Below are 26,442 nucleotides of genomic sequence, written 5' to 3'. Positions count from 1 at the left end.
GATGACAGCGGAATGTGTGGCGTCATCTCGCGCCGGACCGCGATTGCGGAAATGCACGCCGGGGCTACCCGCCATTCCCCCGCGCGCCTAGCAATCCGCGCGTCCCCCATTACACTCCCCCTCACATTGCCCCTCCCACCTTCCGGAACTCCCCGCATGAGCGCCCTGTTTTCCCCGATCAAGCTGCGCGGCCTGACCTTGAAGAACCGCATCGTGGTGTCGCCGATGTGCCAGTATTCGGCCGATGACGGCGTCGCCACCGACTGGCACTTCACCCACATCAACAATCTCAGCCTGTCGGGCGCGGCGATGTTCTGCATCGAGGCGACGCATGTGGAGGCGATCGGCCGCATCACGCCGGGCTGCCTCGGGCTCTACAGCGATGCCTGCGAGGCCGCCTTGAAGCCGATCCTCAATTCGGTGCGCAGGCATTCCTCCACCGCGGTCGCGATGCAGCTCGCCCATGCCGGCCGCAAGGCCTCGAGCGCGCGGCCCTGGGACGGCGGCCAGCTGATTCCGGTGGAGCAGGGCGGCTGGCAGACGGTCGGCCCGAGCGCGGTGCCGCACAAGGAGGGCGAGGCCGCGCCGCTGGCGCTGGATGCGGCAGGCCTGAAGCGCATCCGCGAGGCCTTCGTCGATTCAGCGAAGCGCGCCGCGCGGCTCGGCATCGACGCCATCGAGGTGCACGGCGCGCACGGCTATCTCCTGCATCAGTTCCTGTCGCCGATCTCCAACAGGCGCACCGACGAATATGGCGGCAGCCTCGAGAACCGCATGCGCTATCCGCTCGAAGTGTTCGACGCGGTCCGTGCCGCATTCCCCGCCGACAAGCCAGTCGGCATGCGGGTGTCGTCGACCGACTGGGTCGAAGGCGGCTGGGACCTGGCGCAGACCATAGAATTTGCGCGAGCGCTGAAGACGCGCGGCGTCGACTGGATCGATGCCTCCTCCGGCGGCGTCTCGCCGCTGCAGAAGATCGCGCTCGGCCCCGGCTACCAGGTGCAGTTCGCAGACGCCATCAAGCGCGAGTCCGGCCTGCCCACCATCGCCGTCGGCCTGATCACGGACGCGAAGCAGGCGGAAGAGATCGTCGCATCCGGCAAGGCCGACATGGTCGCGCTCGCCCGCGGCATGCTCTACGATCCGCGCTGGGCCTGGCACGCCGCCGCCGAGCTCGGCGGCGAGGTCGAAGCGCCGCCGCAATATTGGCGCTCGCAGCCCTCGACGCAGAAATTGCTGTTCGGCAAGACCACGTTCGGCGCGCGGTGAGGACGAGCGCCTGCTGCATGCGAGGCGCGACGACCGCGCCAAATCAACGGTGTCGTCCCGGACAAGCGTCAGCGCAGATCCGGGACCCATACCGCGTGGATTCCTCGATGGTGCGGGGTGTACGTCGACAAGCAACCTGGAGTCTTCGCCAAACCCCTCCCTGTGGTTATGGCGACGAGCGCAAGCGCTCGCGCGGAGGTCCCGGATCGGCGTGTGCTTTTAGGCGCGCTTGTCCGGGACGACAGCGGGGTGTTGGAGGCGCCGTCCTACCTCACCTCCGTAACTGTCCCCACCTTCCACGCCCCCCGAAACTGGCCTAACCTTCCGCGCAGGCGAGGCAATGGAGGGCTGCCCATGCGTTATCCTGTCCGCAAAGCGGCTCACATCTTCGAGCGCGTCGGCCTTGCGATGGCCGGTGCGGCGTGCGGGCTGTTCGTCGGCGCCTATGTCGGATCGGCCATTCCCGTGCTCACCACGCAGGGCTTCCTGCTGCTGATGATGGTGCTCGGCGGCATCGGCTTCTATCTCGGCATCGACACGCCGCAGCTGCCGTTCGACGATGCGCACAGCCAGATCGACGCCGCCGAATTCATGAGCTCCGCCGGCACGCTGCTTGCGACGCTCACCGCCTTCGTCTCCGTCTTCGTCATCGTGCTGCGGATCGACCCGCACATGCTCTGGACCTGGCTCGTCCTCGCCGGCTGGCTCGCCGGCGTCGTCATGCAGATCGTCGCGGGCGCCAAGGCGAGGATGCGGAAGTAGCCGTCTGACCCCTCCAGGGCAGGGCTATCGCATTTGAGAAACTTTCCCTGCGGCCATCCTTCGAGACGCCCGCCTTTGGCGGGCCCTCAGGATGAGGACCGAGTGCGCGGCAGCGGTTTCAGCGGGCACCGATGCTACTTAGCCTCATCCTGAGGAGACCGCGGAGCGGTCGTCTCGAAGGACGAGGCGCTCACTCAGGCGCCGCCAGGAACTCACATGCGATGGCCCTCCCTCCAGGGGAGGGTCAGCAGCAGCGCGTCCTAGAACACCACGCCCACGCGCGTGCCGCGCTTCCAGGCGATGCGGCAGCGCTTCTTGGTGTTGACGTGCAGCAGCTCGAAGCGATCGGGGATCGTCACCTGGCCGCCGAGATCGACACAGGCCCCGCCGGGCGAATAGTCGATCAGCGTGCAGGGGATCACCGGCGCGCGCGGGTCGGTGATGATCTTGGCCTGGCGCGACACCAGCCCTGCGGGCTTGACGCGGACATGGCGGCGCGGATGCATTGGCACTCTCCTCCAATTCCGCATCTAGCGGCGGGTTCGGGTGACGATAATGCCGGGGAGTTGATGCGAAGCAGCTAAGGCCGGCAGGAGAATTTTAACGAAAAGTGCCGGCGAAGGCTGCAAGCGGCATGCGGATTCTACCCCTGCGTCTGCTTCTTGCCGAAACGGTTCTTCAGACAATTGGCCGACGAACAATACTTTCGGTGCTTTGCGAAAGCCGATCCGTCCATAGCGCAACTGCCGGAGGGACATTGTCCGTTGTCAGTGCTCATCTTGGCTGTCACGGCATGCGTCGAGAACCACCAGCCGCAACTTTGTCGCGGGCTCGATGGCGATCAGCACCCGATCCAGCGACAATGCTTCGTCATAGATGTCGGTGTCGCGTTCGAGAGCGGCATCGATCGGAACGAGATAGTTGGACCCCATCGACCTCGATGCCATGACTCGCATAGTAGACGACCGCAACCTCGGCATCGCGGGACCGTTCGATGAAATCGCGCAGCGCCCACCGCGCCCGCCCGCAGAGCGAAGCTCGCCCGTGGGGCGCGTGTGTGGGGCGGGTGATGTCCCGGCAGGGGCCGTGCTCAACGCGAGGGACCGTCATCCCATCCCGTCATACGGGCCCCTCTGACACCTGGCGCCTATGATCCGTCGCGGCATGCGCTCGCGATGTAGATGCCCAGCTCGTTGGTCTTGATGAGTGCGTACGGATCGGCCACTCCTTCTTCCCGCAGCCATTCAATCTGCAATTCGTAGGCCTGGCGTTCGTAGGCAGCAATACAGGGAAGGACGATGTTGTTTGCCCTCTGCACGTGGTGCACCACTTCGTGCAACAGAGTGCTTTTCTGTCGCAGATCATCGGGTCGCCAGCCCTGAGGCAGGTAGATCGCCCCCTCGTCGCGATTGTAGAGCGCCTGCAACTCCAGCCCGCGGTCCTCCGGCGAGCCATGTCGCATTGCCATGTCCGCCACTGTCACGAAATGGATCCGCGGATGATCAGGAGCCGACAAGCCGGTCTTGGCAACGATCCATGCGATGTAGATTGCGATCAGATTTTCCAAGGAAACGGCTTCCTGCAGTAAGATGCGCAGCGCGGCCTGCTGGTGACGAGGATTTTCGAGTTTCCTATTCTGCTAGGTTGGCCCCGCGGCGGATTGCCTGGGATGCGCGATCAGATGTGCGTACTGACGCAGGATCCGATCAGCCTGAAGGCGTCGCGAGCTTCGCAGCGCCGACGCGATGGAAGCAAGGAAGCGCCGCCCTTCATTCGCGATTGGAAACGACGCAGAAGTCGGCAGTGCGGACGAAGGCTGCGAAGTGTTTTTCATGATCAGGACGCCAGGGTCGGTTGATGACGTGGAGCGCTGTCAGCGCGATATCTGGAACCGTTGGCATCGACGGCTGGCCGCGCGACGGCGGCGGTTGCAGGGGCGCAATCCAGCATCGCCGGGCGCTTCAGCGTGATCGGTTGCCAGAAAAAGCGACGCGCCTCGGCATGCGCTTCGAACGCGTCGACGCCGATATCGCGTAGAAACTCGGATCTGTCCCTGATATCCGCGCGCAGCTCTGACCGGAAGCAGGCGCGCTCCCACCATGTGAAAGGCAGTCGCGCAAGCGGATGGTCGGCGTGGCCGCGTTCAATCATGTAGATCTGCAGGAAAACCTCCCGAGGCAGTGTGGTCCGCGATGACGTTTCTGAAAAGAAAGCGCGTGGAAATTCACCGCTCGATGCTCGCTTTTGCAGCGGAGCGGCGCATGACGGGATGGTGAAAGAGCCGGGAAGCCATTCGGTTCTCGGTTCGCTCTCCGGCGGGCCTCCCAATGTCATTACTGTGGGAGGACCCGCTTCCCGACAACCGTGCCGACTATCGCGCCGATTGATGGGTCTGAGAACTACCTGGAAAGGTGGTTCGTTGTGCTTTACGGATACACGCGCGGTCGGCGGCCTGCACACGCTTCGGGAATGACATGCATCTCTCCACGGGTCCTGTCGATCCGCAAAACCAAGAAATCTATGCACTCTGGGATCAGCTGGCCGACTTCTCGGTCTCCGACTGTGACGCCGCGCTGACGCACCTGCTGTCCGCACTGCGGACCATGTTGTCGGCACGCAATGTTCTGTGGGGGGCGGTCGTGCGATTGCCGTCACGCAAGCGGACCGATCCCCTGCTTGGCTGGCGTCCGCGCCTTGTCCGGGTGCTGGACCCGATACCGGCCGTGGCGGCATCCGTGCAGAAGCAGTACGATACGCTCTGGTCCGCCAACGTCGACCTGTCTCAGATTCTGTCCATGTCGGGAGATGAGCCGTTCCGCGTCCGCCTGTTGTTCGAAACGCTGCCGCCGGAATGGTTCGAGGGCGAGCATTATCGCCGGCACTATCTGGATGTCGGATTCGCCGACAGCATTTCAGTGCGCATTGCGCTCAATGAGGACGTGAGAATCCGCCTGTTCGTATTTCGCGATGCGCAGGCACCCCGCTTCTCGGCGCAGGACGGCCAGCTTCTGGGCTTCACGATGCGGGGGTTGAGATGGTTTCACCGCCAACAGCTGCTCAGTCACGGTCTGCTCATCGCCAACGCGGCCCTGACAGCCGCCGAGCGCAGGGTCTTGCTCTCGCTGCTCGACGGTCACGCGGAAAAGGAGATTGCGCAGAAGCTTGGCCAAAGTGCGAACACCACGCACTTCCACGTCAAGTCGATCTACGCCAAGTTCGGCGTGCGCAACCGCGCGGCGCTCGCCGCGCTCTGGCTCGGCAAGCTGCGATGATGCGTTGAGCCCGAGCGTCAGCCATACGTCAATCTCGGCGCAATGCGCACGCCAGGGACTCTGCGCAGGGCGCACGCCAAGGACAAGCTGTCCCCTCCGGACCTGACGCTCGCTCGCAGCCGCCGGGTGGCAGCGTCACGCCCGAGGTGCAAGACCTCCACCGTGCCCCGGCAAGCTGACGTTGATGTTTCCGCGCCCTAGTCCGTCGTCGGCACTCCGGGCGCCGGCGAAGCCGCGCCCTCCGTCCCTCCGGCCGTCTCCGCCTGTCCCGGCTCCGCCGGCATCGGCACCGTCACGTAGTCCTTCGGCATGTTCACCGGCCGGTAGTCCGGTTCCACCGCCATCCGCTTCAGCACGCTCTCATGCACATGCGCGCCTTCGGGAATGACGCGCGGCTCGCAGTCGGGGATGTAGAAGCCGAAATGGACCTTCCGCGCCGGCCATTCCCTGTACTTGGCCTTCTTCGGCAGATACTCCAGCACGCGCCAGGCCGGCGTCATCGAATCGTGCAATTGGCCCGTCTTGCCGGTGTAGGCCGGCGCGACATAGTGGAACGGCGAGTTCTTGCGCGGAACGCCGAAGGCGAGCTGGTTCACCGTGCTCGGGTTGAACTTCAGCCCGGCCTTGGCGGCTTCCTCGATCATCCAGATCAGCGGATATTTCGAATCGCCGCTTTCGGCTTCCGGATAGCCGCCGCCGATGTCGCCATGCACGCCGGCGAACCACACCTGGAGAATGTCCTGCGGCACCTTCTTCTCGTCGGGCACATAGCGGTTGCTCCAGAAGTCCTGCGGCTCCTCGTATCTGTTCAGCCGGAACATGCGCCGCCGCTCGTCGATCGCGATCGCCTGCCGGAAGATCCTGACGCTGGGATCGCGCCGCGTGAAGGCGAGCTCCTCCAGGCTCGGCCAGAACAGCCGGTCGGGGCGCGGCACGATCACGCTCGCCACCGTGTCCCAGACGCCGATGAAGTGGATGGTCGGCCAGCGCGTCGAGGTGATGCGTGCGAACTGCGCGGCGAGGTCGAATGCGTCCTTCGGCAGCGGCCCGCTCTCGTCGGTTGCGACGCCCTCGACGTCTTCCAGAGCGTTGCCGCGTCCGGTGCCGGAATATTGCTTGTAGGCGATGAGGCCCGAGCCTGCGAGGTTCGCCTGCTCCGGCGAGATCAGGCCAATTTTATGAATGAGCCCCGCCAGCACCCGCACGGTGTAGGCCCCGCGCGAGAAGCCGAACAAATAGATCCTGTCGCCCGGCGCGTAATGCTCGACCAGGAAGCAATAGGCTGACAGCACGTTGTCATCGAGCCCGTAGCCGGTGGCGAGCCCCAGCACCAGGTTGATGTTGGTCTTCCAGCGGTGCCACGTCGAAGGCTCCGTCACCGTGCCGACCCCGGGATCGTAATAGACCATCTGCCGCGGCGACGTCCTGTCCGTCTTGCGCAGGCAGCGATAGAGCTTCAGGACGTTGGAGATGTTCTCGCTGATCTCGTTGCCGGTGCCGTCACAGCAGATGACGAGGTGTTTCGGCTCGGGCTTGCGGTCGGTGTCGTGCGCGGGCTCCATGGAATGCGCCTCCGGGTGATGCTACCGGGGCGAGTATAGCGGAAAATTAGACGTGGGGACCGGATGAATATTCAGAGTGTCCAGTATTTACTCTGCGCCGCCTTGTAGAAATCGATGCAAAGGCCTCCCGGGTTGCGGCCTACGCGCTCGTGTGTTGGCAGTCGTGCTCCAAGCGATTCAAAATAGTCCCTTTCCCCCTTCCATCGCTCATTCTCAGTCATTAACTCAATTCGTCTCCGATAGCTCTTCGCGAAGGGGTGGCCATAAGAGCCATCAACAGCGGCGTTGAAGCCTCTAAGCGAGAAGGCTATCGCAAAGATTCTAGAGCATTCGTTAGCTAGATCACAAATCTGAGCGAGGAACTTCTTTCGTTCTTCGGCGTCGATCTTGCTCCAGCCTCCCTCCCCGTTGATCATGCGTTTTGTTTTTAGCTCTTTCCGCAAGCCTGGATGTTGAGCCAATATTGCGTCGATCATTCGGTCAAATTCGGAAGTGTACTTCCGCAATCGATAAGCATCGACCAGAACTGCCGTCATTACAAAAGTATCGCTCTGATCAGCGCTACCCGTTTCATCCAAGTATGCGAATTTCATATCACGATCCAAAGAGTGTCATCAGCTTGAAAGGACTGTCCTGCGTACTTCTTGGATTGACGCGTTAAGATACATCTTCGATACAATTTGGGGCGCGGCTAAAACCCATTCGTTGAAGATGTAGAGAACGATCTCGCCGGCTTCTCCCGAGCGGAAACTTCCTTTCTTCGCTTTAATGAACAGGGCGCGAGCCCGATCGGTGAGCTGACGCATGATTCGTCCGGCCGCAACATGGTCGCCACCAAGCAGTAGATCTCGAGCTTTCCGAATTTCGCTTCGCGGCAGACAAAATGGAATGATGTGATCGGCGATGGTCTCGATGAATTCTGGAAAGGTCGGTTGTCCATCGCGAAAGGCAATGTAACTGCAGCGAACATCGATTCGGCTGCCGCATGAAGCAGTATCAAAACTTAGATGCTTTATCCGCGCTCCAAGTTGCGAAAAGTCGCCGAGCAGATCATCAAGCTGAGATTTTAGATTTACCGAGTACGTAATGTTCCCCCCAACGGCAATGCCGACTTCGAATCTGCTATAAATATGCAATCAAAGATAGCATCGAGGGTTGGTGCAACAAGTGCTACTTTCGAGCTAATTAGATCCAACATCCCCAAAACAAAAACGGCCGGATCTTCCGATCCGGCCGCTACACAAACTCTACTCGGCTAAGCCTACGCCACGCGACGCAACCTAGCCCCCGCCCGATTTCCGAAAATCTCAGCTCGCCTGCTTCGCCGGCGCGGTGTCGCCGACCTTCTTCTGGATGGCGCGCTTCAGTTCGAGGGCGCGCGGCGACAGATTGTCGGCGTTGGCCTTGAGCAGGAAGGGGTCGAGGCCGCCATTGTGGTCGACGCTCTTGACCGCATTGGTGGAGACGCGCAGGCGCACGTTGCGGCCGAGGGCTTCCGACTGGAACGTCACGTTGACGAGGTTCGGCAGGAAGCGGCGCTTGGTCTTGATGTTGGAGTGGCTGACCTTGTGGCCGACGAGGGGGCCCTTGGCCGTCAGTTCGCAGCGGCGAGACATGGCAAAAATCCTTATCCTGAACCCCCAACGATCTGCGGCCGCCATTCGGGGCGCCACGGGGGCAAATTCTTTTGTCCTTGCAGGGAGCGGGCGGACGTATAGGGGGGAAGGGGCGGGACGTCAAGTTTTTGGGCGGGGATTCGGCCGCCCGGGTGGTGCGCTCCCTCTCCCGCTTGCGGGAGAGGGGTGGGGAGAGGGCTCTCTCCTCTTGGGGGCCCGGACGTCATTGCGGATGGTGCCCCCAAGAGGAGAAAACCCTCACCCGCGCTTCGCGCGACCTCTCCCGCAAGCGGGAGAGGTGTGGGAGCCCGCGGTTACCTCCCGATCACCAAAACGGCAATGATTATCGCGCCTTAACATCACATAAAGGGCGTATTCGCCGCCGAAATATCAGGGGGAGTTCCGGGGCGGATACGTCCGGACACATTGTTTGCCGCGGTTTTTGGTTTAAGTAACAGCGCATCGCGCCCCGATTGGATTGTTTCGTGCTTGCAACGTCCCCTTTTGCGCAAGATTTGCGCCCAGCCCGCCCGCGCCTGGCCGGCTGGCTGATCGCGCTTTGCGCGCTGGCCCTGGCGTGGGGCGCGGTGCCGGCCGCGGCGCAAGGCAAGCTCGAGGCGCAATATGAGGCCTCGCTGGCGGGCATTCCCGTCGGCAAGGGCGGCTGGAACATCGACATCCAGGACGACGTGTTTTCCGCCGCGGCTGCGGGCGGCACCGCGGGGCTGCTGAAGACGTTCACGGGCGGCTCCGGCACCGGCGCCAGCCAGGGGCGCATCGTCAACGGCGCGCTGGTGGCGACCGGCTACCAGGCCTCCACCACCACCCAGAAGAAGACCGAAGAGATCCGCATCACCCTCGACAAGGGCAATGTGAAGGACTTTGCGATTCTCCCCGAGCCGCCGGTCGATCCCGATCGCATCGTCGTCACCGAGGCGCATCGCCGCGGCGTCTGGGACCCCATGACGGCCTCGCTCCTGCGCGTGCCCGGCACCGGCGATCCCGTTACGCCGGCAGCCTGCCACAACAGCGCGCCGGTGTTCGACGGCCGCATGCGCTACGACCTCAAGCTCGATTTCAAGCGCATGGAGACCGTGAAGGCGGAGAAGGGGTACAAGGGCCCGGTCGTCGTGTGCTCGCTCTATTTCGTGCCCGTCGCCGGCTACATCCCCGATCGTCCCGTGATCAAATACCTCGCCGCCCAGCGCAACATCGAGATCGCCTTCGCCCCCGTCGCCGGCACCCGCATCCTGGTCCCGTTCTGGCTGAAAGTGCCGACGCCGCTCGGGCCCGCCTTGCTGGAAGCCACCAGCTTCATCACCACGGCCCAGCCGCCGCGCGTGGCCAAGACGCAGTAGGCGAGGACGGAGTCCCTTCTCTCTCCGTCGTCATTCCGGAGCGCGCCGCAGGCGCGAGTCCGGAATCCATCGCGAGACAGTCGCTGCGGCCCGATGGATTCCGGGCTCGCGCCAAGGGGCGCGCCCCGGAATGACGAAAGAATTCGGGTCCAAAAATAGACTTCAATTATTTCAATCACTTACCTACTGTGCATGGGGTTGTTTTCGCGAAAAAGGCGCCCGGCCTCAGCACCCGCGTCATGGCCGGGCTTGTCCCGGCCATCCACGTCCTTGCTGCGCGGGGTCGAGAACGTGGATGCCCGGGACGAGCCTGGGCATGACGGCAGAGCGAGACAAACGGGAATCCATTTGACTCCTCCCCGATTCTGATTCGACTCCGCGCCGTCCCCAGCTTTAACGAATCCAGTCGCTTGTGCGGCTGGGCAAAACTCCATCTAGTGCACAACCAGCACGAGTCCCGCGAGATGTTGCGAGAACGGAACGGGACTCAACGGGGAGTCAGCGATTCGGCCGCGATTCGTTCTAGAGTCGTTCCGAAGCTTAAGGCGAACGGGAAAAGCGTCGCAAAGTGAGACAGTTGCGGAGGATTCGGCGAGGGCGTTCCCACACCCAAGGTGTGCCCCTCACCCTGAGGAGGCCGCGCAAGCGGCCGTCTCGAAGGGCGAGGGGCTTGGCTTGCTCAATAGCACCAGCCGGGCCTTCATCCTTCGAGACGCGCTGACGCGCTCCTCAGGATGAGGAGAAAGACCCAGCCCCCCGCCCGCCCCATCCAGCACTGACATTCGCCCCAATCGCCACTACCTAATCCCCCAGACATGGCTTTTTCCTCCTCCCCCTTCGCCTCCGAGCGCGCACCGTCCGATCGCGTGCCCGGCGCCGGCGTCACCGCGGTGCTCGGTCCCACCAACACCGGCAAGACCCATCTCGCCATCGAGCGGATGCTCGCGCATCCCTCGGGCATGATCGGCCTGCCGCTGCGCCTGCTCGCGCGCGAGGTCTACAACAAGATCGCCGCCAGGGCCGGCGAGGCCAGCGTCGCGCTCGTCACCGGCGAGGAGAAGATCAAGCCGAAGAACCCGCGCTATTGGGTCTCGACCGTCGAGGCGATGCCGCGCGACTTGGATGTCTCCTTCCTCGCCGTCGACGAGGTGCAGATCGCCAGCGATCTCGAGCGCGGCCATGTCTTCACCGATCGCATCCTCAACCGCCGCGGCCGCGACGAGACGCTGCTGCTCGGGGCTGCGACGATGCGCCCGATCATCGAGCGCCTGTTGCCGGGCGTGTCCATGATCACGCGTCCGCGCCTGTCGCAGCTCGAATTCGCCGGCGACCGCAAGATCACGCGCCAGCCGCGCCGCACCGCCATCGTCGCGTTCTCCGCCGATGAAGTCTACGCCATCGCCGAGCTGATCCGCCGCCAGCACGGCGGCGCCGCCGTGGTGCTGGGATCGCTGTCGCCGCGCACGCGCAATGCGCAGGTGGCAATGTTCCAGAACGGCGACGTCGACTACCTCGTCGCCACCGACGCCGTCGGCATGGGCCTCAATCTCGACGTCGACCACGTCGCCTTCGCCTCCGACCGCAAGTTCGACGGCTACCAGTTCCGCCGCCTGACCCCGTCCGAATTCGCGCAGATCGCCGGCCGCGCCGGCCGCGCCACCCGCAACGGCACCTTCGGCACCACGGGCCGCTGCGCGCCGTTCGAGCCCGAGCTCGTCAACGCGCTGCAGAACCACACCTTCGATCCCGTGAAGGTGCTGCAATGGCGCAATTCGAAGCTGGACTTCTCCTCGCTCGGCGCGCTCCAGGTATCGCTGAACCTCGCCCCCGGCCATGAGGCGCTGACGCGCGCGCCTGTTGCCGAGGACATGCGCGTGCTCGACCACGCCGCCCGCGACGGCGAGGTGCGCGATATCGCGCATGGCAAGGCCGCCGTGGAACGGCTCTGGGAAGCCTGCCAGGTCCCGGACTACAGAAAACTGTCGCCCGCCGCCCATGCCGAGCTGGTGACGACGCTGTACGGCTTCCTGATGCGGAAGGGCTGCATTCCCGATTCCTGGTTCGAGTCCCAGGTCACCCAGGCCGACCGCATCGACGGCGACATCGACACGCTGTCGGCCCGAATCGCCCAGATCCGCACCTGGACCTTCGTCGCCAACCGCCCGGACTGGCTGAGAGACCCCGAACGCTGGCAGGGGATCGCGCGGGAGGTCGAAAATAAATTATCGGATGCGCTCCATGAACGCTTGACTGAGCGTTTCGTTGATCGCCGGACCAGTGTATTGATGCGCCGCCTGCGGGAGAACACGAGCTTGAATACTGAAATCGGCAAGACCGGCGAAGTCATCGTCGAAGGCCATGTCATCGGCCGCCTCGACGGCTTCACCTTTGCACCGGATGCGGCGGAAGCCGGCTCCGATGCGAAAGCCTTGCAGGCCGCAGCGCAAGCGGTGCTCGCCGGCGAGATCAACGCGCGCGCCGAGAAGCTCGGCAACGCGCCGGACGAGCAGTTCGTGCTGACCTCCGAAGGCATCATCCGCTGGACCGGCGATGCCGTGGCGCGGCTGTCTGCCGCAGACGACGCGCTGCATCCGCGCATCCGCATCATCTCCGACGAGCGCCTGACCGGCGGCCCGCGCGACAAGGTGCAGGCGCGGCTCGAGCTCTGGGTCAAGACCCATATCGAGAAACTGCTCGGCCCGATGTTCGAGCTGTCGAAGGCCGAGGACGTCACCGGCATTGCCCGCGGCATCGCCTATCAGCTGGTCGAGGCGCTCGGCGTGCTCGAGCGTCCGAAGATCGCCAGCGAGCTGAAGGATCTCGACCAATCCTCGCGCGCGACCTTGCGGAAATACGGCGTCCGCTTCGGCGCCTACCACATCTATTTCCCCGGCCTGCTCAAGCCCGCCGCGCGTGCACTCGCCGCGCTGCTCTGGGCCCTGAAGCAGGACAATGTCGATCTTTCCGCGCTCTCGGGCGCGCAGCATCTGGCGTCGTCGGGCCGCACCTCGTTCCCGGTCGACAAGCAGCTGCCGCGCGATGCCTATCGCGTGCTCGGCTACAAGCAGGCCGGCGAGCGCGCCGTGCGCGTCGACATCCTGGAACGCCTCGCCGACCTGATCCGCCCGGCGCTGGCCTGGCGCGACAACTCGCCGGGCGAGAAGCCTGCCGGCGCCTTCGACGGCCGCAGTTTCGTGGTCACGCAGGCGATGACCTCGCTCACGGGCTCGGCCGGCGAGGACTTCGCCTCCGTGCTGCGCGCGCTCGGCTATCGCATGGAGAAGCGTCCGCCGCTGCCGCCAAAGCCGGTCGTTGTCGAAACGGTTGCGGCCGAAACGCCGCCCGCCGAGGGCAGCGCGGAGACCCCGACCGAGACCGCGGCGGAGGCCGTTGCCGGCCTGCCGGCGGAGACGACAGTCGCCACCGAAGCCTCTGACCAGGCCGTCACGGTCGAAGACGCGCCCGGCATGGAGCCGCACGACGAGCCCGCTCATGAGGAGCCGGCGCTCGAAGCCGCTCCCGAGACCCCTGTCACGCCCGAAGACGCCCCCGGCATTGTGCCGCCGGCAGAAGAGGCTGCGCCGTCCCCCGATGCTGCGACGTCCCCCGAGGCTGAGGGGCCCGAAGCCGCTCCGGCCGAGACCGCCGCCATCGAAGCCGCTGCCTCGCCCGATGCTGCTGCGCCGGTCGAGGCCGCGGCGACAGCCGCCGAGCCCGTGCTCGTCGAGGTCTGGCGTCCCGCCGGCCGCCACGAAGACCGCAAGCCGCGCCACGAGCGCCATCGCCATCAGCGTCACAACAACCAGCGTTCGCGGCCCGGCGCTGAGGCTGGCGCTGCGCCCGATGCAGCGAGCGCCGCGCCCGGCGAAGCAGCCGACGGCGCGAAGCCGGGCCATCGTCACGGCGGCGGTCGCCGCGATGGCGGCAGGGACTTCCGCAAGCCGCGCGAAGGCGGTGCGGACGGCGCGCCGCGTCCCGAGGGCCGCGACGACAGGAATCGTCGTTTCGAGGGCAAGGGCGGCGACAAGGATCGCAACCGCGACAAGGGCAAGTTCGGTGGAGACCGCGACAAGGGCCGCGACAACCGTGGCCGTGACCGCGACAAGGGCCGCGACCGCCAGGGTGGACCGTCGCTCCGTCCCTACGCCTCGAGCGCAAGCCCGCGCGAGCGCGACCGTCCGGCCGATCCGAACTCGCCCTTCGCCAAGCTCGCCGCGTTGAAGGAGCAGCTGTCGGGCCGGAAGGAGTAAGCCCACGACCGAGCGGCAGCGCCTCGACAAATGGCTGTGGCATGCGCGGGTGGTGAAGGCGCGCAGTTCGGCCGCTGAGCTCGTCGTCACCGGCCACGTCCGCGTCAACGGCGTGCGCGAGACCTCGCCGGGACATGCGGTCAAGGCGGGTGACGTCCTCACCATCGCGCTCGATCGCACCGTGCGCGTCCTGAAGGTGACGGGCTTCAACGAACGCCGCGGCGATGCCGCCTCGACACGGGTGCTCTATCAGGAGCTCGGGACGCGTAATTAATTGCGCATTGTATTCATTTCTTGGTCGATCAAACGCGCAAAGCCGTCATGATCGGCCTTCCCGATCTTGCGGCGCCGGGCCATCCGCGCTACGCAAGCCACGACTTTTAAAAGAGCTTTTCGGAGCGTTGGATGACTTACGTCGTCACTGAAAACTGCATCAAGTGCAAGTACACCGACTGCGTCGAGGTCTGCCCGGTCGACTGCTTCTACGAAGGCGACAACATGCTCGTCATCCACCCCGACGAGTGCATCGATTGCGGCGTGTGCGAGCCGGAATGCCCCGCCGACGCCATCAAGCCGGACACGGAACCGGGCCTGGAAAAGTGGCTCCAGGTCAATGCCGACTACGCCAAGAGCTGGCCCAACATCACCCAGAAGAAAGAATCACCCGCCGACGCCAAGGAATTCGACGGCATGGAAGGCAAGTTCGAGAAATATTTTTCTCCGAACCCGGGCTCGGGGGACTAATTCGGCCCCAAACTTAACCCTAATAGCGGCGCTGCCATCGAAAACCAGCCCTGAAGACCCCTAAATCATTGATTTTTGCGGGAAATGTGCTATATTGGGCACATTAAGCCGAACCCCGTCAGCCCGTTTGGCCCTTCTGGGTTCCCGTGAAACCAAATGTCGAACAGGGGCGTGGCAGTTTCCGCGCGCAGGCTGTGTCACAGAAAACGCGTAAAAAGAGTACTTCAGCGAGGGCTTCCCATAAGGAGGCCAAAAAAGTCGCCGCGGCCAGCCGTAGCGCATCCAAGGGTCGGACCGCGACGAAGGCGCCGGCTGCAAAGTCCTCGAAGAACAAAAGAAGCGCAATGCCTAACAAGACTGCCAAACCGGCCGCGAAAGCGACCGCTGCCAAGCCTGTGACTGCAAAGCCGGTAACGGCCAAGGCTCCCGCTGCCAAGCCCGCGACGAAGGCTCCTGTTGCTGCTGCGCCTGCCAAGGCTCCCGCTGCGGTGAAGCCGGCTGCCAAGCCCGCTGCCGCGCCGAAGGTCGAGGAAAAGAAGGTCGTGACCCAGCGTCAGGGCTTCAAGGCCAACGAGTTCGTCGTCTATCCCGCTCACGGCGTCGGCCAGATCCTGGCCATCGAGGAGCAGGAGATCGCCGGTGCGAAGCTCGAGCTGTTCGTCATCAACTTCATCAAGGACAAGATGACGCTGCGCGTGCCCACCGCCAAGGTCGCCAATGTCGGCATGCGCAAGCTGTCCGATCCGGCGCTGGTCAAGAAGGCGCTGGAGACGCTCAAGGGCCGCGCCCGCGTCAAGCGCACCATGTGGTCGCGCCGCGCCCAGGAATACGAAGCGAAGATCAATTCGGGCGACATCGTCGCGATCGCGGAAGTCGTGCGCGACCTCTATCGCTCGGAGTCGCAGCCGGAGCAGTCCTACAGCGAACGCCAGCTCTATGAAGCGGCGCTCGACCGTCTCTCCCGCGAGATCGCGGTGGTGCAGCACTCGACCGAGACCGAAGCGGTCAAGGAGATCGAAGCCCAGCTCGCCAAGAGCCCGCGCCGCAACGCCAAGGCGGAAGCCGCCGAGGGCGAAGCCGACGCGGATGCCGAGGGTGAGACCGACGATACCGATGGCGACGACACCACCGTCGCCGACGAGGCGGCGTAAGCCCCGCGTCGAACGCAAGAGATCAAAAGCCCGGCCGTTCGGCCGGGCTTTTTGTTTGGGGACCGTCATCTGGAACGACCGGAGCTTTGCGCAAAGGCATCTCAACAAATTCGATGTCGTCCCGGCGAACGCCGGGACCCATAACCCCAGGGAGAAATTTGAAGAAGATTAGTCGTTCGGTACGCCTACCGATCGCAACGATAGATTCCGCGGTATGGGTCCCGGCGATCGCCGGGACGACGAGAGGAGAGAGTCTTCGTCAAACGACGCGCGACGCTTTCATCACTTCACCGGCCGCTTCTCGAGCTTCCTTGCCAGCGTCCGGCGGTGCATGCCCAGCCGTCGTGCCGCTTCCGAGATGTTGAACTCCGTTTCGATCAGGGTCTGGTGGATGCGCTCCCATTCCAGCGTCTTGATCGAAGTCGGCCGCGCATCGAGCGCGACCTCGGCGTTGCCTTCGGCCTTGTTGAAGGCGGCTTCGATGTCATCGGTGTTCGACGGCTTTGCCAGGTAATGGCATGCGCCCAGCTTGATCGCTTCGACGGCGGTGGAGATGCTGGCAAAGCCGGTCAAAACCACGATCAGCATGTCCGGATCGTGCGTGTGCAAGAGCTCGACGCAGGCGAGGCCCGAGGCGCCGCCGAGCTTGAGGTCGACCACGGCGTGGCCGAATGAGCGTTGCTCCAGCACCTGGCGCACCTCCTCGATCGAGGCGGCGAGCACGACCTCGTAGCCGCGGCGCTCGAACGAGCGCTTCAGCGTGCGCGCGAAGCCGGCATCGTCCTCGACGACGATGAGCGAACGGTCAGGCGTCAAAATTCCCTCCGATCGCGAGCGTTGCGAGCGGCAACGTCAGGCGCACCGTGGCGCCGCGCTTCCTGTGGTTCTCGGCGGTCACGGTGCCCCCCAATTTGCGCACGACGTTCACCACCAGGAACAGGCCGAGCCCGCCGCCGGCGCGCCCCTTGCTCGAGTGGTAGGGCTTGCCGAGCTGCGCCAGCATCTCCGGCGCAAAACCCGGGCCGCGGTCGCTGATCGACAGCACCAGATTGTCGCCTTCGCGCTCGGCCACGAGCTCGACCCAGTCGCGCGAGACCTCATAGGCATTGTCGAGCACGTTGAAGATCACCTGCTTCAACGCGACGTCGGAGACGATCGCGACGTCCTCGCCGAACGTGTTGACGAAGTAGAGCGTGCGGGCCGAGCGCGCGTTGCGCCACTCCTCGACCAGTGCCGTGACGAAGGCCGTCACCGTCGTCGGCGAGGAGCCTTCGCCGCGTGCTTCGCCGGCCGACACCAGGATGCCCGTGACGATCGATTTGCAGCGCTGCAGCGAGGTCTCCATCTCCGCAAGATCCTCCGCAAGCTCCTGATCGGCGGCGAGATCCGGCATGCGACGCCAGTCGCTGAGGATCACCGAGAGCGAGGCCAGCGGCGTGCCGAGCTCATGTGCCGCGCCGGAGGCGAGCAGGCCCATGCGCACGATGTGGTCCTGCTCGGCGGCATGCTGACGCAGCGCCGCCAGATGCGCATCGCGCTCGCGCAAATTCCTGTTGATGCGGGTGACGAACACCACCAGCAGCACGGCGTTGAGTACGAAGCCGAGCAGCATGCCTGTTACGGTGAGGGTATAGGTCTCGCTCAACGGGTTGGGCGGCAGGTCGAGCGGCCGGTGGGCCAATGTCAGCCAGACGAAGCTCGCGCAGCTCAGTGCGACCAGCGACCATGTCGAGCGGGCATCGAGCAGCACCGCGCCCAGCGTCACCTGGAGCAGGAACAGCGAGGTGAAGGGATTGGTGGCGCCGCCGGACAGATAGAGCTGCGCGGTCAGCGCGGCGACGTCCAGCATCAGGGCGACCAGGAGCTCGTTATTGGTGATCGCGGCGCGATGGCGCACCCAGACCAGGCTGGACACGTTGAGCAGCACCAGCGCGCCGATGACCGCACCCATCCGCTCCAACGGCAGGGGGATGCCGAGACCAAAATGCACGGCGCCGATGGTCACGATCTGGCCGACCACCGCGGTCCAGCGCAGCTGGATCAACAGCGCCATGTTCTTGCGGTTGGTCTCGTCGTCGGTCGGAGCGGTGCCGATCAGCTCGCTGCGCGCATCGGCCTGCGACTGCAGCGTGACGGCGAGCCCGTCACGCGCAAGCGTCTGGGAAAGCATTTTCCCGTCGTCAGGTCGGCTCGACGATCGTTCCAGCATCTGATCCCGTCCTGCGGGCGACGGCATCCGAGCCGCCCGCCCTTTCGTGGACGAAGCGCTTGCGGCGGAACAGCCCGCCGCCGAACGTGACGAAGAGTTTACCGGCCAGCATGAAAGCCAGGGCAAACCACGTCAGCGCGTAGATCAGGTGGTTATTGGGAAAGCGGATCACGGTCAATCCGCCGATCGGACCGCCGGCGATTTGTGATCCGGCGTCGGCATCGACGAAGAAGGGCGCGACGTCGTGAAGGCCGCGTGCCGCCGCAATCGCGGCGACGTCGCGCGAGTACCAGCGGTTGTGCTGGGGCGCGTTGTCCCGGAGAAATCCGCCCTTCGGCTCCGTCATGCGGATCAGGCCGGTGATCTCGACCTGGCCGTCGGGATTGCCGCCCCTGCGCGTCGATGCGGCGCGCCGCTCGGACGGCACGAAGCCGCGATTGATCAGCACCAGCGTGCCGTCGCTGCGCTTCAGCGGCGTCAGCACCCAATAGCCCGGGCCTTCCTCGGTGACGGCCTGAACCAGAGTCTCGCGGTCATGCAGGAAGCGGCCGCTGACGCTGACGTGCCTGTATTCGTCGTTCGCGGCGCTGATGGCGGGCCATGACGCGGGCGAGGGAACCGGCTGCGCCGGGGCATGAACGCGCTGCTCGACACGGTCGATCAGCGCCAGCTTCCAGGCCCGGCGTTCGATCTGCCAAACTCCGAGCGCGACGAGAATTGCAAAGGCGATGAGCAAGAGGGCCGTGAGCCACAAGGAAGGGGCGCGCACAGCCTCGCTGCGCTCCTCCCCTGGCTTGTTCGTCACGGTCCGGGTCTTGCTCACTTCGGAGCCTCGCTCAGTTCATTCCCGGCATCTGGTGCACCGGCATCATGTTGCTGTTGAGGTGGCTCATCACCCACAGCGAACCGGACAGCGCGATCACCACCATTACAATGGTGAAGATCAGCGCCATCATGCTCCAGCCGTTCTCGGAGGTCGTGTTCATGTGCAGGAAGTAGATCATGTGCACGACGATCTGAACGACCGCGAAGGCCATGATGACCAGCGCGGTGATCTGCTTGCTCGGAAGCGCCCCGCTCATCACCAGCCAGAACGGGATCGCGGTGAGCACCACCGAGAGCACGAAGCCGAGCAGATAGGTCGAGAACGTGCCATGGGCGTGGCCGTCGCCGTGGTGATGATGGTCCGCGTGGGCGGCGTGGGTATCGGTGTTCATCGCAGAACTCCCAGGAGATAAACGAAGGTGAAGACGCCGATCCAGACCACGTCGAGGAAGTGCCAGAACATCGACAGGCACATCAGGCGGCGGCGGTTGGCCTCGATCAGGCCGAACCTTTGCACCTGCACCATCAGCGTCACCAGCCAGATCAGGCCGCAGGTGACGTGCAGGCCGTGGGTGCCGACCAGGGTGAAGAAGGCGGAGAGGAAGGCGCTGCGCTGCGGTGTGGCACCCTCGTGGATCATGTGGGCGAACTCGAAGAGCTCGATGCCGATGAAGGCGAGGCCGAACAGGCCGGTGATCGCCAGCCAGACTTGCGTCTGCGCGACCTTGTTCTGCTGCATCGTCAGCATGGCAAAGCCATAGGTGATCGACGACAGCAGCAGCATCGAGGTGTTCACCGCGACCAGGTTCAGGTCGAACAGGTCCTTCGGGGCGGGGCCGGCGGCATAATTGCCGCCGAGCACGCCGTAGGTGGCGAACAGGATCGCGAAGATGAGACAGTCGCTCATCAGGTAGATCCAGAAGCCGAGCGAGGTGCTCCAGCCTTCCGGATGCGGATGTTCGTCGGCGAGATAGAAGAGCGGCTCGCCGGTTTGCGCGGGGTTGACAGCGACAGTCATTTACTTGGCTCCGGCGAGCAGTTTGGTGCGCGCGTCCTCCGTCCGGATGATGTCTTCAGCCGGAATGTCGAAGTCGCGGTGATAGTTGAAGGTATGGCCGATCCCGACGGCGAGCATCGCGATGAAGCTCGCAGCCGCCAGCCACCACATGTACCAGATCAGGCCGAAACCCATCGCGGTGGCGAGGCCGGCGAGGATGATGCCGGTGCCGGTGCTGCTGGGCATGTGGATCGGCTTGAACCCGGTGAGCGGACGCTGATAACCGCGCTTCTTCATGTCCCACCACGCGTCATTGTCGTGAACGACGGGGGTGAAGGCGAAGTTGTAGTCCGGCGGGGGCGAGGAGGTCGCCCACTCCAGCGTACGCGCGTCCCAGGGATCGCCGGTGACGTCCTTGAGCTGTTCGCGCTTGAGCAGGCTGACCGCGAACTGCATCAGCATCGAGAGGATGCCGATGAAGATGAAGAGGGCACCGATCGCGGCGATGACGAACCAGATCTGAAGCGAGGGATCTTCGAACACGCGCAGGCGGCGGGTCACGCCCATCAGGCCGAGCACGTAGAGCGGCATGAAGGCGAGATAGAAGCCGGTGACCCAGAACCAGAACGACATCTTGCCCCAGAACGGATCGAGCTTGAAGCCGAACGCCTTCGGGAACCAGTAGTTGATACCGGCGAACGCGCCGAATACCACGCCGCCGATGATCACGTTGTGGAAGTGCGCGATCAGGAACAGGCTGTTGTGCAGGACGAAGTCGGCCGGCGGCACCGCGAGCAGAACGCCGGTCATGCCGCCGATCACGAAGGTCAGCATGAAGGCGATCGTCCACATCATCGGCAGTTCGTAGCGGATGCGGCCGCGATACATCGTGAACAGCCAGTTGAACATCTTCGCGCCCGTCGGGATCGAGATGATCATCGTGGTGATGCCGAAGAACGAATTGACGCTGGCGCCCGAACCCATCGTGAAGAAATGGTGCAACCACACCAGGTACGACAGGATGGTGATGACGACCGTGGCGTAGACCATGGAGGTGTAGCCGAACAGCCGCTTGCCCGAGAAGGTCGAGGTGACCTCGGAGAAGATGCCGAACGCCGGGAGAACCAGGATGTAGACCTCGGGATGGCCCCAGATCCAGATCAGGTTCACGTACATCATCGGGCTGCCGCCGAAATCGTTCGTGAAGAAGTTGGTGCCGACGTAGCGGTCGAGCGAGAGCAGCGCGAGCACGACGGTCAGGACGGGGAAGGAGGCGACGATCAGGACGTTGGTGCAGAGCGAGGTCCAGGTGAACACCGGCATCTTCATCATCGTCATGCCGGGGCAGCGCAGCTTGACGATGGTACAGATCAGGTTGATGCCGGATAGCGTCGTTCCGACGCCGGCGACCTGCAGCGCCCAGATGTAATAGTCGACGCCGACATCGGGACTGTAGCCGATGTTCGAGAGCGGCGGATACGCCAGCCAGCCGGTGCGGGCGAATTCGCCGATGAACAGCGAGGCCATCACCAGCACCGCGCCGCCGACCGTCATCCAGAAGCTGAAATTGTTCAGGAACGGGAACGACACGTCGCGTGCGCCGATCTGGAGCGGCACGACATAGTTCATCAGGCCGGTGACCAGCGGCATCGCCACGAAGAAGATCATGATCACGCCGTGGGCGGTGAAGACCTGGTCGTAGTGATGGGCGTTGAGATAGCCTTCGGAGCCGCCAAAGGCGAGCATCTGCTGGCCGCGCATCATCAGCGCGTCGGCGAAGCCGCGCAGCAGCATCACGATGCCGAGGATCATGTACATGATGCCGATGCGTTTGTGGTCCACCGTGGTGAACCACTCGCGCCAGAGATAGCCCCAGAGGCGGAAATAGGTGAGGCCACCGAGCAGCGCGACGCCGCCGAGCGCGACCACCACGAAAGTGCCGACGACGATCGGCTCGTGCAGCGGCAGTGACTCGAAGGTGAGCCGGCCGAAGATGAGCTTGAGAAAATCAGGAGACATGCTGGATCTCTACTAGGAGTCTGACTTCGGACGCTGTCCGAGGAAGAACGACGAGGACTTGAGCGGCGTGAACGACGGCCGCTTCAGGCCGGCGCCGATGAGCGGCATGGTGTCGGTCGGGGCCGCGATCGAGGCGGTGGTCTTGCCCTGCGGCGCATCCGGCGTGCAGGTGCCGGCGACGAAGCTCGGCTCCGGCCCAAACGCGGTGCCGCGGCGGGCGTATTTGTCGTAGGCCAGCGGCAGCGTGTTGTTCAGGCCCTGATGGCCGGCGCCGCCCTTGGCGTCGATCGCCATCATCTCGCTCTGGCACATCTTGCCGGTCTCGACGCACATGTTGAGGATTAGGCGGTAGAGATCGGCATCGACGGTGCCCCAGCGGCGCACCGGCTCGTTCTGGCTGGGCTTTTCGAGCTGGAGATATTCGGCGCGGCCGAGCGAGCCGCCGGCCGACTTGGCGCTGGCGATCCAGGCGTCAAAGCCCGTGTCGTCGAGGCCCTTGAAGTTGAAGTGCATGCCGGAGAAGCCGGCGCCGCTGTAATTTGCCGAGAACCCCTTGTAGGTGCCGGGGTGGTTGACGACGGCGTGGAGCTTGGTCTCCATGCCCGGCATTGCGTAGATCTGGCCGGCGAGCGCGGGGATGTAGAACGAGTTCATCACCGAGGACGCCGTGATGCGGAAGTTGATCGGACGATCGACCGGCGCGGCCAACTCGTTGACGGTCGCAACGCCGTAGCCCGGATAGATGAAGAGCCACTTCCAGTCGAGCGCGACGACATCGACCTCGAGCGGGGCCTTGGACTGGTCCACGGCGCGGTCGGCATGAATGCGGCCGAGCGTGCGGTACGGGTCGAGCAGATGCGTGCCCATCCAGGTCAGCGCGCCCAGGCAGACGATGATCAGCAGCGGCGCCGACCAGATCACCAGCTCGAGCTTGGTCGAGTGGTCCCATTCCGGCTCGTAGCGAGCGGCCGTGTTGGACTGGCGGTAGCGCCAGGCGAACAGCGCCGTCAGCGCCATCACGGGGAGGACGATCAGGAGCATCAGGACGGTGGAGATGATGACGAGGTCGCGCTGCTGGGCAGCGATGTCGCCGGCTGGCGCCAGCACGACGTAGTTGCAGCCGCTGAGTGCAACTGCCAGGGGTAGTAGCGCCAGGATCTTGAGACGAGACACGGGCCGAGCCTTTGAGAATGAGTTTCCTTTGCGGGGGCAACGGGTAGCTGCGATGCAACAATCCGGACATTGGACAATTTGTCCAATGTTGCAGTGCGGAATGTTGGGACAGACAGAACCGGATTGCCTGGCCTTCAGCCGGGCGGTCGGCTTTGGTTTTCAGGACGTTAAGGGCGCACGAATGGCGACGGCACAGACCCCCGCAATGGCAGACCTCCACACGGGCGAGCATGGCCACGACCAGGCCAGTCCAGGCGAGATCGCTATTGGCGTCATCATCGGCCGCACCTCGGAATTCTTCGACTTCTTCGTCTTCGCGATCGCCTCGGTGATCGTGTTCCCGCGCCTGGTGTTTCCGTTCGCGAGCGAACTGACCGGCACCCTTTATTCGTTCATGATCTTCGCGCTGGCGTTCATGGCCCGGCCGATCGGCACCGTCATTTTCATGACGATCGACCGGGAATACGGCAAGACGGCCAAGCTGATCTCGGCGCTGTTCCTGCTCGGCACCGCCACCGTCGCGCTCGCGTTCCTGCCCGGCTATCACGAGATCGGCGTTGCCGCGATCTGGCTGCTGGCGCTGGCGCGCATCGCGCAGGGTCTGGCCTGGGGCGGCGCCTGGGACGGCATGGCTTCGCTGCTGGCGCTGAATGCACCGGCTTCCCAGCGCGGCTGGTACGCGATGGTGCCGCAGCTCGGCGCACCGCTGGGCCTGATCGTGGCGAGCGCGCTGTTCGCCTATTTCGCCGGCCTCCTCTCGGCCGATGATTTCTTCGACTGGGGCTGGCGCTACCCGTTCTTCGTCGCCTTCGCCATCAACGTCGTGGCGCTGTTCGCGCGCCTGCGCATGGTGACGACGGAAGAATACGCCTCGCTGTTCGAGAGCCGCGAATTGCAGCCCTCGCGCATCTCCGAGACGGTCGCGCGCGAAGGCCAGAACATCATGCTCGGTGCGTTCGCGCCGCTGGCGAGCTTTGCGCTGTTCCACATGGTCACGGTGTTTCCGCTGTCCTGGGTGTTCCTGTTCACCCGCGAGAGCCCGGTGCGCTTCCTGATCATCGAGATCGTCGCCGCCATGTTCGGTGTCGCCGCGATCGTGATCTCCGGCATCATCGCCGACCGCGTCGGCCGCAAATCGCTGCTGATGGGATCGGCGATCGCGATCGCGATCTATAGCGGCTTTGCCCCGCAGCTGCTCGATGCCGGCGCGTTCGGAGAGACCATCTACATGGTGATCGGCTTCATCCTGCTCGGCCTGTCCTTCGGCCAGTCCTCCGGCGCGATCGCCTCGAACTTCCGGCAGACATATCGCTACACGGCTTCGGCATTGACCTCGGATATGGCATGGCTGTTCGGCGCCGGCTTTGCCCCGCTGGTGGCGCTGCTGCTCGCCACCAATCTCGGCGTCATCGCCTCGGGTGCGTATCTGCTCTCGGGCGCGTTCTGGACCCTGCTCGCGCTCTGGCTCAGCGGCCAGCGCGAGGCCGGCGACATGGACGCGGGGCGCTGATTGGGGCGCGGACGGCTCCTCCTACTCAGCTCGTCGTCCCGGACAAGCGCAGCTCCAGACAACGCGTAGCGATGTCTGGAGCTGAGCGCCGATCCGGGACCCATAATCCCGGCGAGGGGTTATGGAGCTGGCTGAGCACTCCGAGTCTTCGCCAAACCAAATCCTGTGGCTGGGTGCCGGATCTGCGCTGACGCTTGTCCGGGACGACAGCGGAATGTGTTGCTCCGGATCCCGGGTCCGCGCCAAGCGCACTCCGGGATGACGTGCGCTTGGCGCACGTCAATCCGCCACGATCTTCACGCGATCGCGCACCTTCACCTGGGCGGTGCGATCGAGGCCGTTCAGCACGCGGAAGCGCTCGGCGGGATGATCGACGCCGGCCATGCGGTGGGAGAGCGATTCCACGGTATCGCCGGGCTGCACGGTGATGACCTTGATGCGCAGCGGGCGCGCAGCCTGGATCTCTTCGAGTGTCAGGCGACGGAACGAGTTGACGGTCTCGCGCGCGTTGCGATCGCTCTCAGTCGACCTCTGCCGTGTCGCGAAGATGAAGCGGTAGACGTCGCTGCCGAAGCGCAGCGCATAGACCTTGAACTGCCACTGATCGCCCTTGGCGGTCGCGGACGCTGCCGGAAACCCGTTGATCGTGATATCCTCGGTCGACGCCTTCTCGACGCCTTCCATCCAGCCCGAATTCAGGTAGTCGCCGAGCGATTGTTCGGCCGGCACGCGCACCACGTCGAAGCGCATCGCCTGCGCGCCGCCCTCGCGCACGCCGATCACGGCCTGCGCGGTGTTGTCGAGCGTGAAATTCTCCGGCGCCTGGAAGGTGAAGCCGAGCTTCGGATGCAGGAAACGCCGGCCGCGGACGAAACCTTCGCTGGGATCTTCGCCATAGACGAGGTTGTCGATCGCGGCGAGATAGCTTTCGCGGTCGCGCTCGGCGCCTTCAGGCGCCGTGTATTGCCGCGCGATATTCTGCGCGTTCTGCACGCGTTCCGGGGTTGCCGGGTGCGACGAGGTGAAATCCTGCGCGCGCGGATCGAGCGAGCTCTTGCCGGCCTTCAGCTCGGCATTGCGCTCCATCGCCGAGAGGAAGCGCGCCGCGCCATAGGGATCGAAATGTGCCTTGGCGGAAATGCCGACCCCGATGCCGTCGGCCTCGATCTCCTGCTTGCGCGAGAAACTCGCCATGGTGAGCTTGGTCTTGGCCAGCGCGAGCGCAGTGAGATCGGGATCGTTGCTCATGTCGGTGACGACGCGGGTGACGATCGCGGCCTGGCGGGCCTGGTCCTCGCGCATCGCGGCGTGCTTGGACAGCACATGCGCCATCTCGTGGCTGAGCACGGAAGACAATTCGGAGGTGTCGCTGGCGAGCGCGAGCAGGCCGCGCGTGACATAGAGCTGGCCGTTCGGCAGTGCGAACGCGTTCACCGCGCCGGAATTGAGGATGGTGACCTTGTAGCCCTGGTCGGGGCGGTCGGAAGCCGCGACCAGCCGGTCGACGGTCTTGCTGACCAGCGCCTCGAGCCTGGGATCGTCATAGGTGCCGCCATAGCTCGCCAGGATGCGCTCGTGCTCCTTCTCGGTAGCGGGGGTTTGCGCCACGGCGGGCTTCGGCTTCGGCAGCACGACGGTCGCCGGGGTCGCCGCGGTCTGGAACCGGCCCATATCGCCACAACCGGCGAGAGCAGCCGTGCCCAGAACAAGGCACAGCGCGGCCGG

Annotated in this window: 23 protein-coding genes and 2 pseudogenes; 9 read left to right on the top strand and 16 right to left on the bottom strand. The window is 64.5% G+C overall.

Going from position 1 to position 26,442, the window contains the following annotated elements; translation table 11 throughout:
• Positions 1–156 precede the first annotated feature (156 nt).
• Together EDE08_RS30505 and EDE08_RS30500 are read left to right on the top strand one after the other, a co-directional pair.
• Positions 157–1,269 carry an NADH:flavin oxidoreductase/NADH oxidase gene (locus EDE08_RS30505; RefSeq protein ID WP_131872648.1) on the top strand — a complete coding sequence of 371 codons (1,113 nt, stop codon included), beginning with the start codon at positions 157–159 and terminating at the stop codon, positions 1,267–1,269.
• Between the two features lie 354 nt (positions 1,270–1,623).
• Positions 1,624–2,031: a hypothetical protein gene (locus EDE08_RS30500; RefSeq protein WP_131872646.1), complete on the top strand. Its 408-nt coding sequence runs from the start codon at positions 1,624–1,626 to the stop codon at positions 2,029–2,031.
• A 260-nt stretch (positions 2,032–2,291) separates the two neighbouring features.
• On the opposite strand, the gene EDE08_RS30495 is transcribed toward EDE08_RS30500, so the two are convergent.
• The 4 genes and pseudogenes from EDE08_RS30495 to EDE08_RS30480 all read right to left on the bottom strand — a co-directional run bounded on the left by EDE08_RS30495 (position 2,292) and on the right by EDE08_RS30480 (position 4,182).
• Positions 2,292–2,537 carry a PilZ domain-containing protein gene (locus tag EDE08_RS30495; RefSeq protein WP_165936267.1) on the bottom strand — a complete coding sequence of 82 codons (246 nt, stop codon included), beginning with the start codon at positions 2,535–2,537 and terminating at the stop codon, positions 2,292–2,294.
• Positions 2,538–2,813: 276 nt separating this feature from the next.
• A pseudogene (locus EDE08_RS30490) lies at positions 2,814–3,048 on the bottom strand (caspase family protein); the annotation flags it as partial.
• A gap of 130 nt (positions 3,049–3,178) precedes the next feature.
• A complete protein-coding gene (locus EDE08_RS30485) occupies positions 3,179–3,598 on the bottom strand; it encodes a DUF6647 family protein (protein WP_131872642.1) in 420 nt (139 codons plus the stop codon).
• A gap of 269 nt (positions 3,599–3,867) precedes the next feature.
• Positions 3,868–4,182, bottom strand: coding sequence for a hypothetical protein (locus tag EDE08_RS30480; protein ID WP_131872640.1), 315 nt, complete (start codon positions 4,180–4,182; stop codon positions 3,868–3,870).
• 323 nt (positions 4,183–4,505) lie between these two features.
• Between EDE08_RS30480 and EDE08_RS30475 the strand changes: the two genes are divergently transcribed.
• On the top strand, positions 4,506–5,303 hold the full coding sequence (locus EDE08_RS30475) for a helix-turn-helix transcriptional regulator (protein WP_131872639.1): 798 nt from the start codon (positions 4,506–4,508) through the stop codon (positions 5,301–5,303).
• Positions 5,304–5,500: 197 nt separating this feature from the next.
• Here EDE08_RS30475 and EDE08_RS30470 read toward each other — a convergent pair whose 3' ends face one another.
• The 4 genes from EDE08_RS30470 to rpmB all read right to left on the bottom strand — a co-directional run bounded on the left by EDE08_RS30470 (position 5,501) and on the right by rpmB (position 8,481).
• Entirely contained in the window at positions 5,501–6,865 is a 1,365-nt protein-coding gene (locus EDE08_RS30470) for a T6SS phospholipase effector Tle1-like catalytic domain-containing protein (protein ID WP_131872637.1), read from the bottom strand.
• 71 nt (positions 6,866–6,936) lie between these two features.
• Positions 6,937–7,458, bottom strand: a complete 522-nt coding sequence (locus EDE08_RS30465) for a DUF3800 domain-containing protein (protein ID WP_131872635.1) — start codon at positions 7,456–7,458, stop codon at positions 6,937–6,939.
• 21 nt (positions 7,459–7,479) lie between these two features.
• On the bottom strand, positions 7,480–8,001 hold the full coding sequence (locus EDE08_RS30460; protein WP_131872633.1) for a Hachiman antiphage defense system protein HamA: 522 nt from the start codon (positions 7,999–8,001) through the stop codon (positions 7,480–7,482).
• Between the two features lie 171 nt (positions 8,002–8,172).
• Positions 8,173–8,481: a 50S ribosomal protein L28 gene (rpmB, locus tag EDE08_RS30455; protein ID WP_131872631.1), complete on the bottom strand. Its 309-nt coding sequence runs from the start codon at positions 8,479–8,481 to the stop codon at positions 8,173–8,175.
• A gap of 548 nt (positions 8,482–9,029) precedes the next feature.
• On the opposite strand from rpmB, the gene EDE08_RS30450 reads away from it, so the two are divergent.
• From EDE08_RS30450 to EDE08_RS30425, 5 genes and pseudogenes are all read left to right on the top strand, one after another.
• Positions 9,030–9,839, top strand: a complete 810-nt coding sequence (locus tag EDE08_RS30450; RefSeq protein ID WP_131872797.1) for a DUF3108 domain-containing protein — start codon at positions 9,030–9,032, stop codon at positions 9,837–9,839.
• A gap of 815 nt (positions 9,840–10,654) precedes the next feature.
• Positions 10,655–14,089 carry a helicase-related protein gene (locus EDE08_RS30440; protein WP_131872629.1) on the top strand — a complete coding sequence of 1,145 codons (3,435 nt, stop codon included), beginning with the start codon at positions 10,655–10,657 and terminating at the stop codon, positions 14,087–14,089.
• Between the two features lie 10 nt (positions 14,090–14,099).
• Positions 14,100–14,363 (top strand): annotated as a pseudogene (locus EDE08_RS30435) (RNA-binding S4 domain-containing protein); the annotation flags it as partial.
• Between the two features lie 131 nt (positions 14,364–14,494).
• Positions 14,495–14,833, top strand: coding sequence for a ferredoxin FdxA (gene fdxA / locus EDE08_RS30430; RefSeq protein WP_018643465.1), 339 nt, complete (start codon positions 14,495–14,497; stop codon positions 14,831–14,833).
• A 344-nt stretch (positions 14,834–15,177) separates the two neighbouring features.
• On the top strand, positions 15,178–15,984 hold the full coding sequence (locus tag EDE08_RS30425) for a CarD family transcriptional regulator (RefSeq protein ID WP_165936268.1): 807 nt from the start codon (positions 15,178–15,180) through the stop codon (positions 15,982–15,984).
• Positions 15,985–16,266: 282 nt separating this feature from the next.
• Here the strand turns inward: EDE08_RS30425 and EDE08_RS30415 are convergent, their stop codons facing one another.
• Genes EDE08_RS30415 through cyoA form a run of 7 tightly spaced genes read right to left on the bottom strand, consistent with a single transcriptional unit; the run spans position 16,267 to position 23,207 of the window.
• Entirely contained in the window at positions 16,267–16,800 is a 534-nt protein-coding gene (locus tag EDE08_RS30415) for a response regulator transcription factor (protein ID WP_124162758.1), read from the bottom strand.
• Positions 16,790–18,193 carry an ATP-binding protein gene (locus EDE08_RS30410; RefSeq protein WP_165936269.1) on the bottom strand — a complete coding sequence of 468 codons (1,404 nt, stop codon included), beginning with the start codon at positions 18,191–18,193 and terminating at the stop codon, positions 16,790–16,792. Before EDE08_RS30410 ends, EDE08_RS30415 begins: the two co-directional genes overlap by 11 nt.
• Positions 18,165–19,016 carry an SURF1 family protein gene (locus EDE08_RS30405; RefSeq protein ID WP_131872611.1) on the bottom strand — a complete coding sequence of 284 codons (852 nt, stop codon included), beginning with the start codon at positions 19,014–19,016 and terminating at the stop codon, positions 18,165–18,167. Before EDE08_RS30405 ends, EDE08_RS30410 begins: the two co-directional genes overlap by 29 nt.
• A 13-nt stretch (positions 19,017–19,029) precedes the next feature.
• A complete protein-coding gene (gene cyoD, locus EDE08_RS30400; protein ID WP_131872609.1) occupies positions 19,030–19,410 on the bottom strand; it encodes a cytochrome o ubiquinol oxidase subunit IV in 381 nt (126 codons plus the stop codon).
• Positions 19,407–20,036: a cytochrome o ubiquinol oxidase subunit III gene (cyoC, locus tag EDE08_RS30395; protein ID WP_131872607.1), complete on the bottom strand. Its 630-nt coding sequence runs from the start codon at positions 20,034–20,036 to the stop codon at positions 19,407–19,409. The genes cyoD and cyoC overlap by 4 nt, the downstream gene beginning before the upstream one ends.
• A complete protein-coding gene (cyoB, locus tag EDE08_RS30390) occupies positions 20,037–22,034 on the bottom strand; it encodes a cytochrome o ubiquinol oxidase subunit I (RefSeq protein ID WP_131872605.1) in 1,998 nt (665 codons plus the stop codon).
• 12 nt (positions 22,035–22,046) lie between these two features.
• Complete coding sequence (gene cyoA / locus EDE08_RS30385) at positions 22,047–23,207, bottom strand: ubiquinol oxidase subunit II (RefSeq protein WP_131872603.1); 1,161 nt, start codon at positions 23,205–23,207, stop codon at positions 22,047–22,049.
• A gap of 181 nt (positions 23,208–23,388) precedes the next feature.
• Here cyoA and EDE08_RS30380 point away from each other — a divergent pair, with 181 nt between their 5' ends.
• Complete coding sequence (locus EDE08_RS30380) at positions 23,389–24,717, top strand: MFS transporter (RefSeq protein WP_061882597.1); 1,329 nt, start codon at positions 23,389–23,391, stop codon at positions 24,715–24,717.
• Positions 24,718–24,996: 279 nt separating this feature from the next.
• Here EDE08_RS30380 and EDE08_RS30375 read toward each other — a convergent pair whose 3' ends face one another.
• Positions 24,997–26,388: a M48 family metalloprotease gene (locus EDE08_RS30375; RefSeq protein WP_245524929.1), complete on the bottom strand. Its 1,392-nt coding sequence runs from the start codon at positions 26,386–26,388 to the stop codon at positions 24,997–24,999.
• Positions 26,389–26,442: the final 54 nt, after the last annotated feature.

Origin of the sequence: Bradyrhizobium sp. R2.2-H (assembly GCF_004346455.1) — a bacterium.
In the GTDB taxonomy this organism is placed as follows: domain Bacteria; phylum Pseudomonadota; class Alphaproteobacteria; order Rhizobiales; family Xanthobacteraceae; genus Bradyrhizobium; species Bradyrhizobium diversitatis.
Note: the sequence above shows the minus strand (reverse complement) of the source record. Positions and strands in the feature narration are given on the sequence as shown.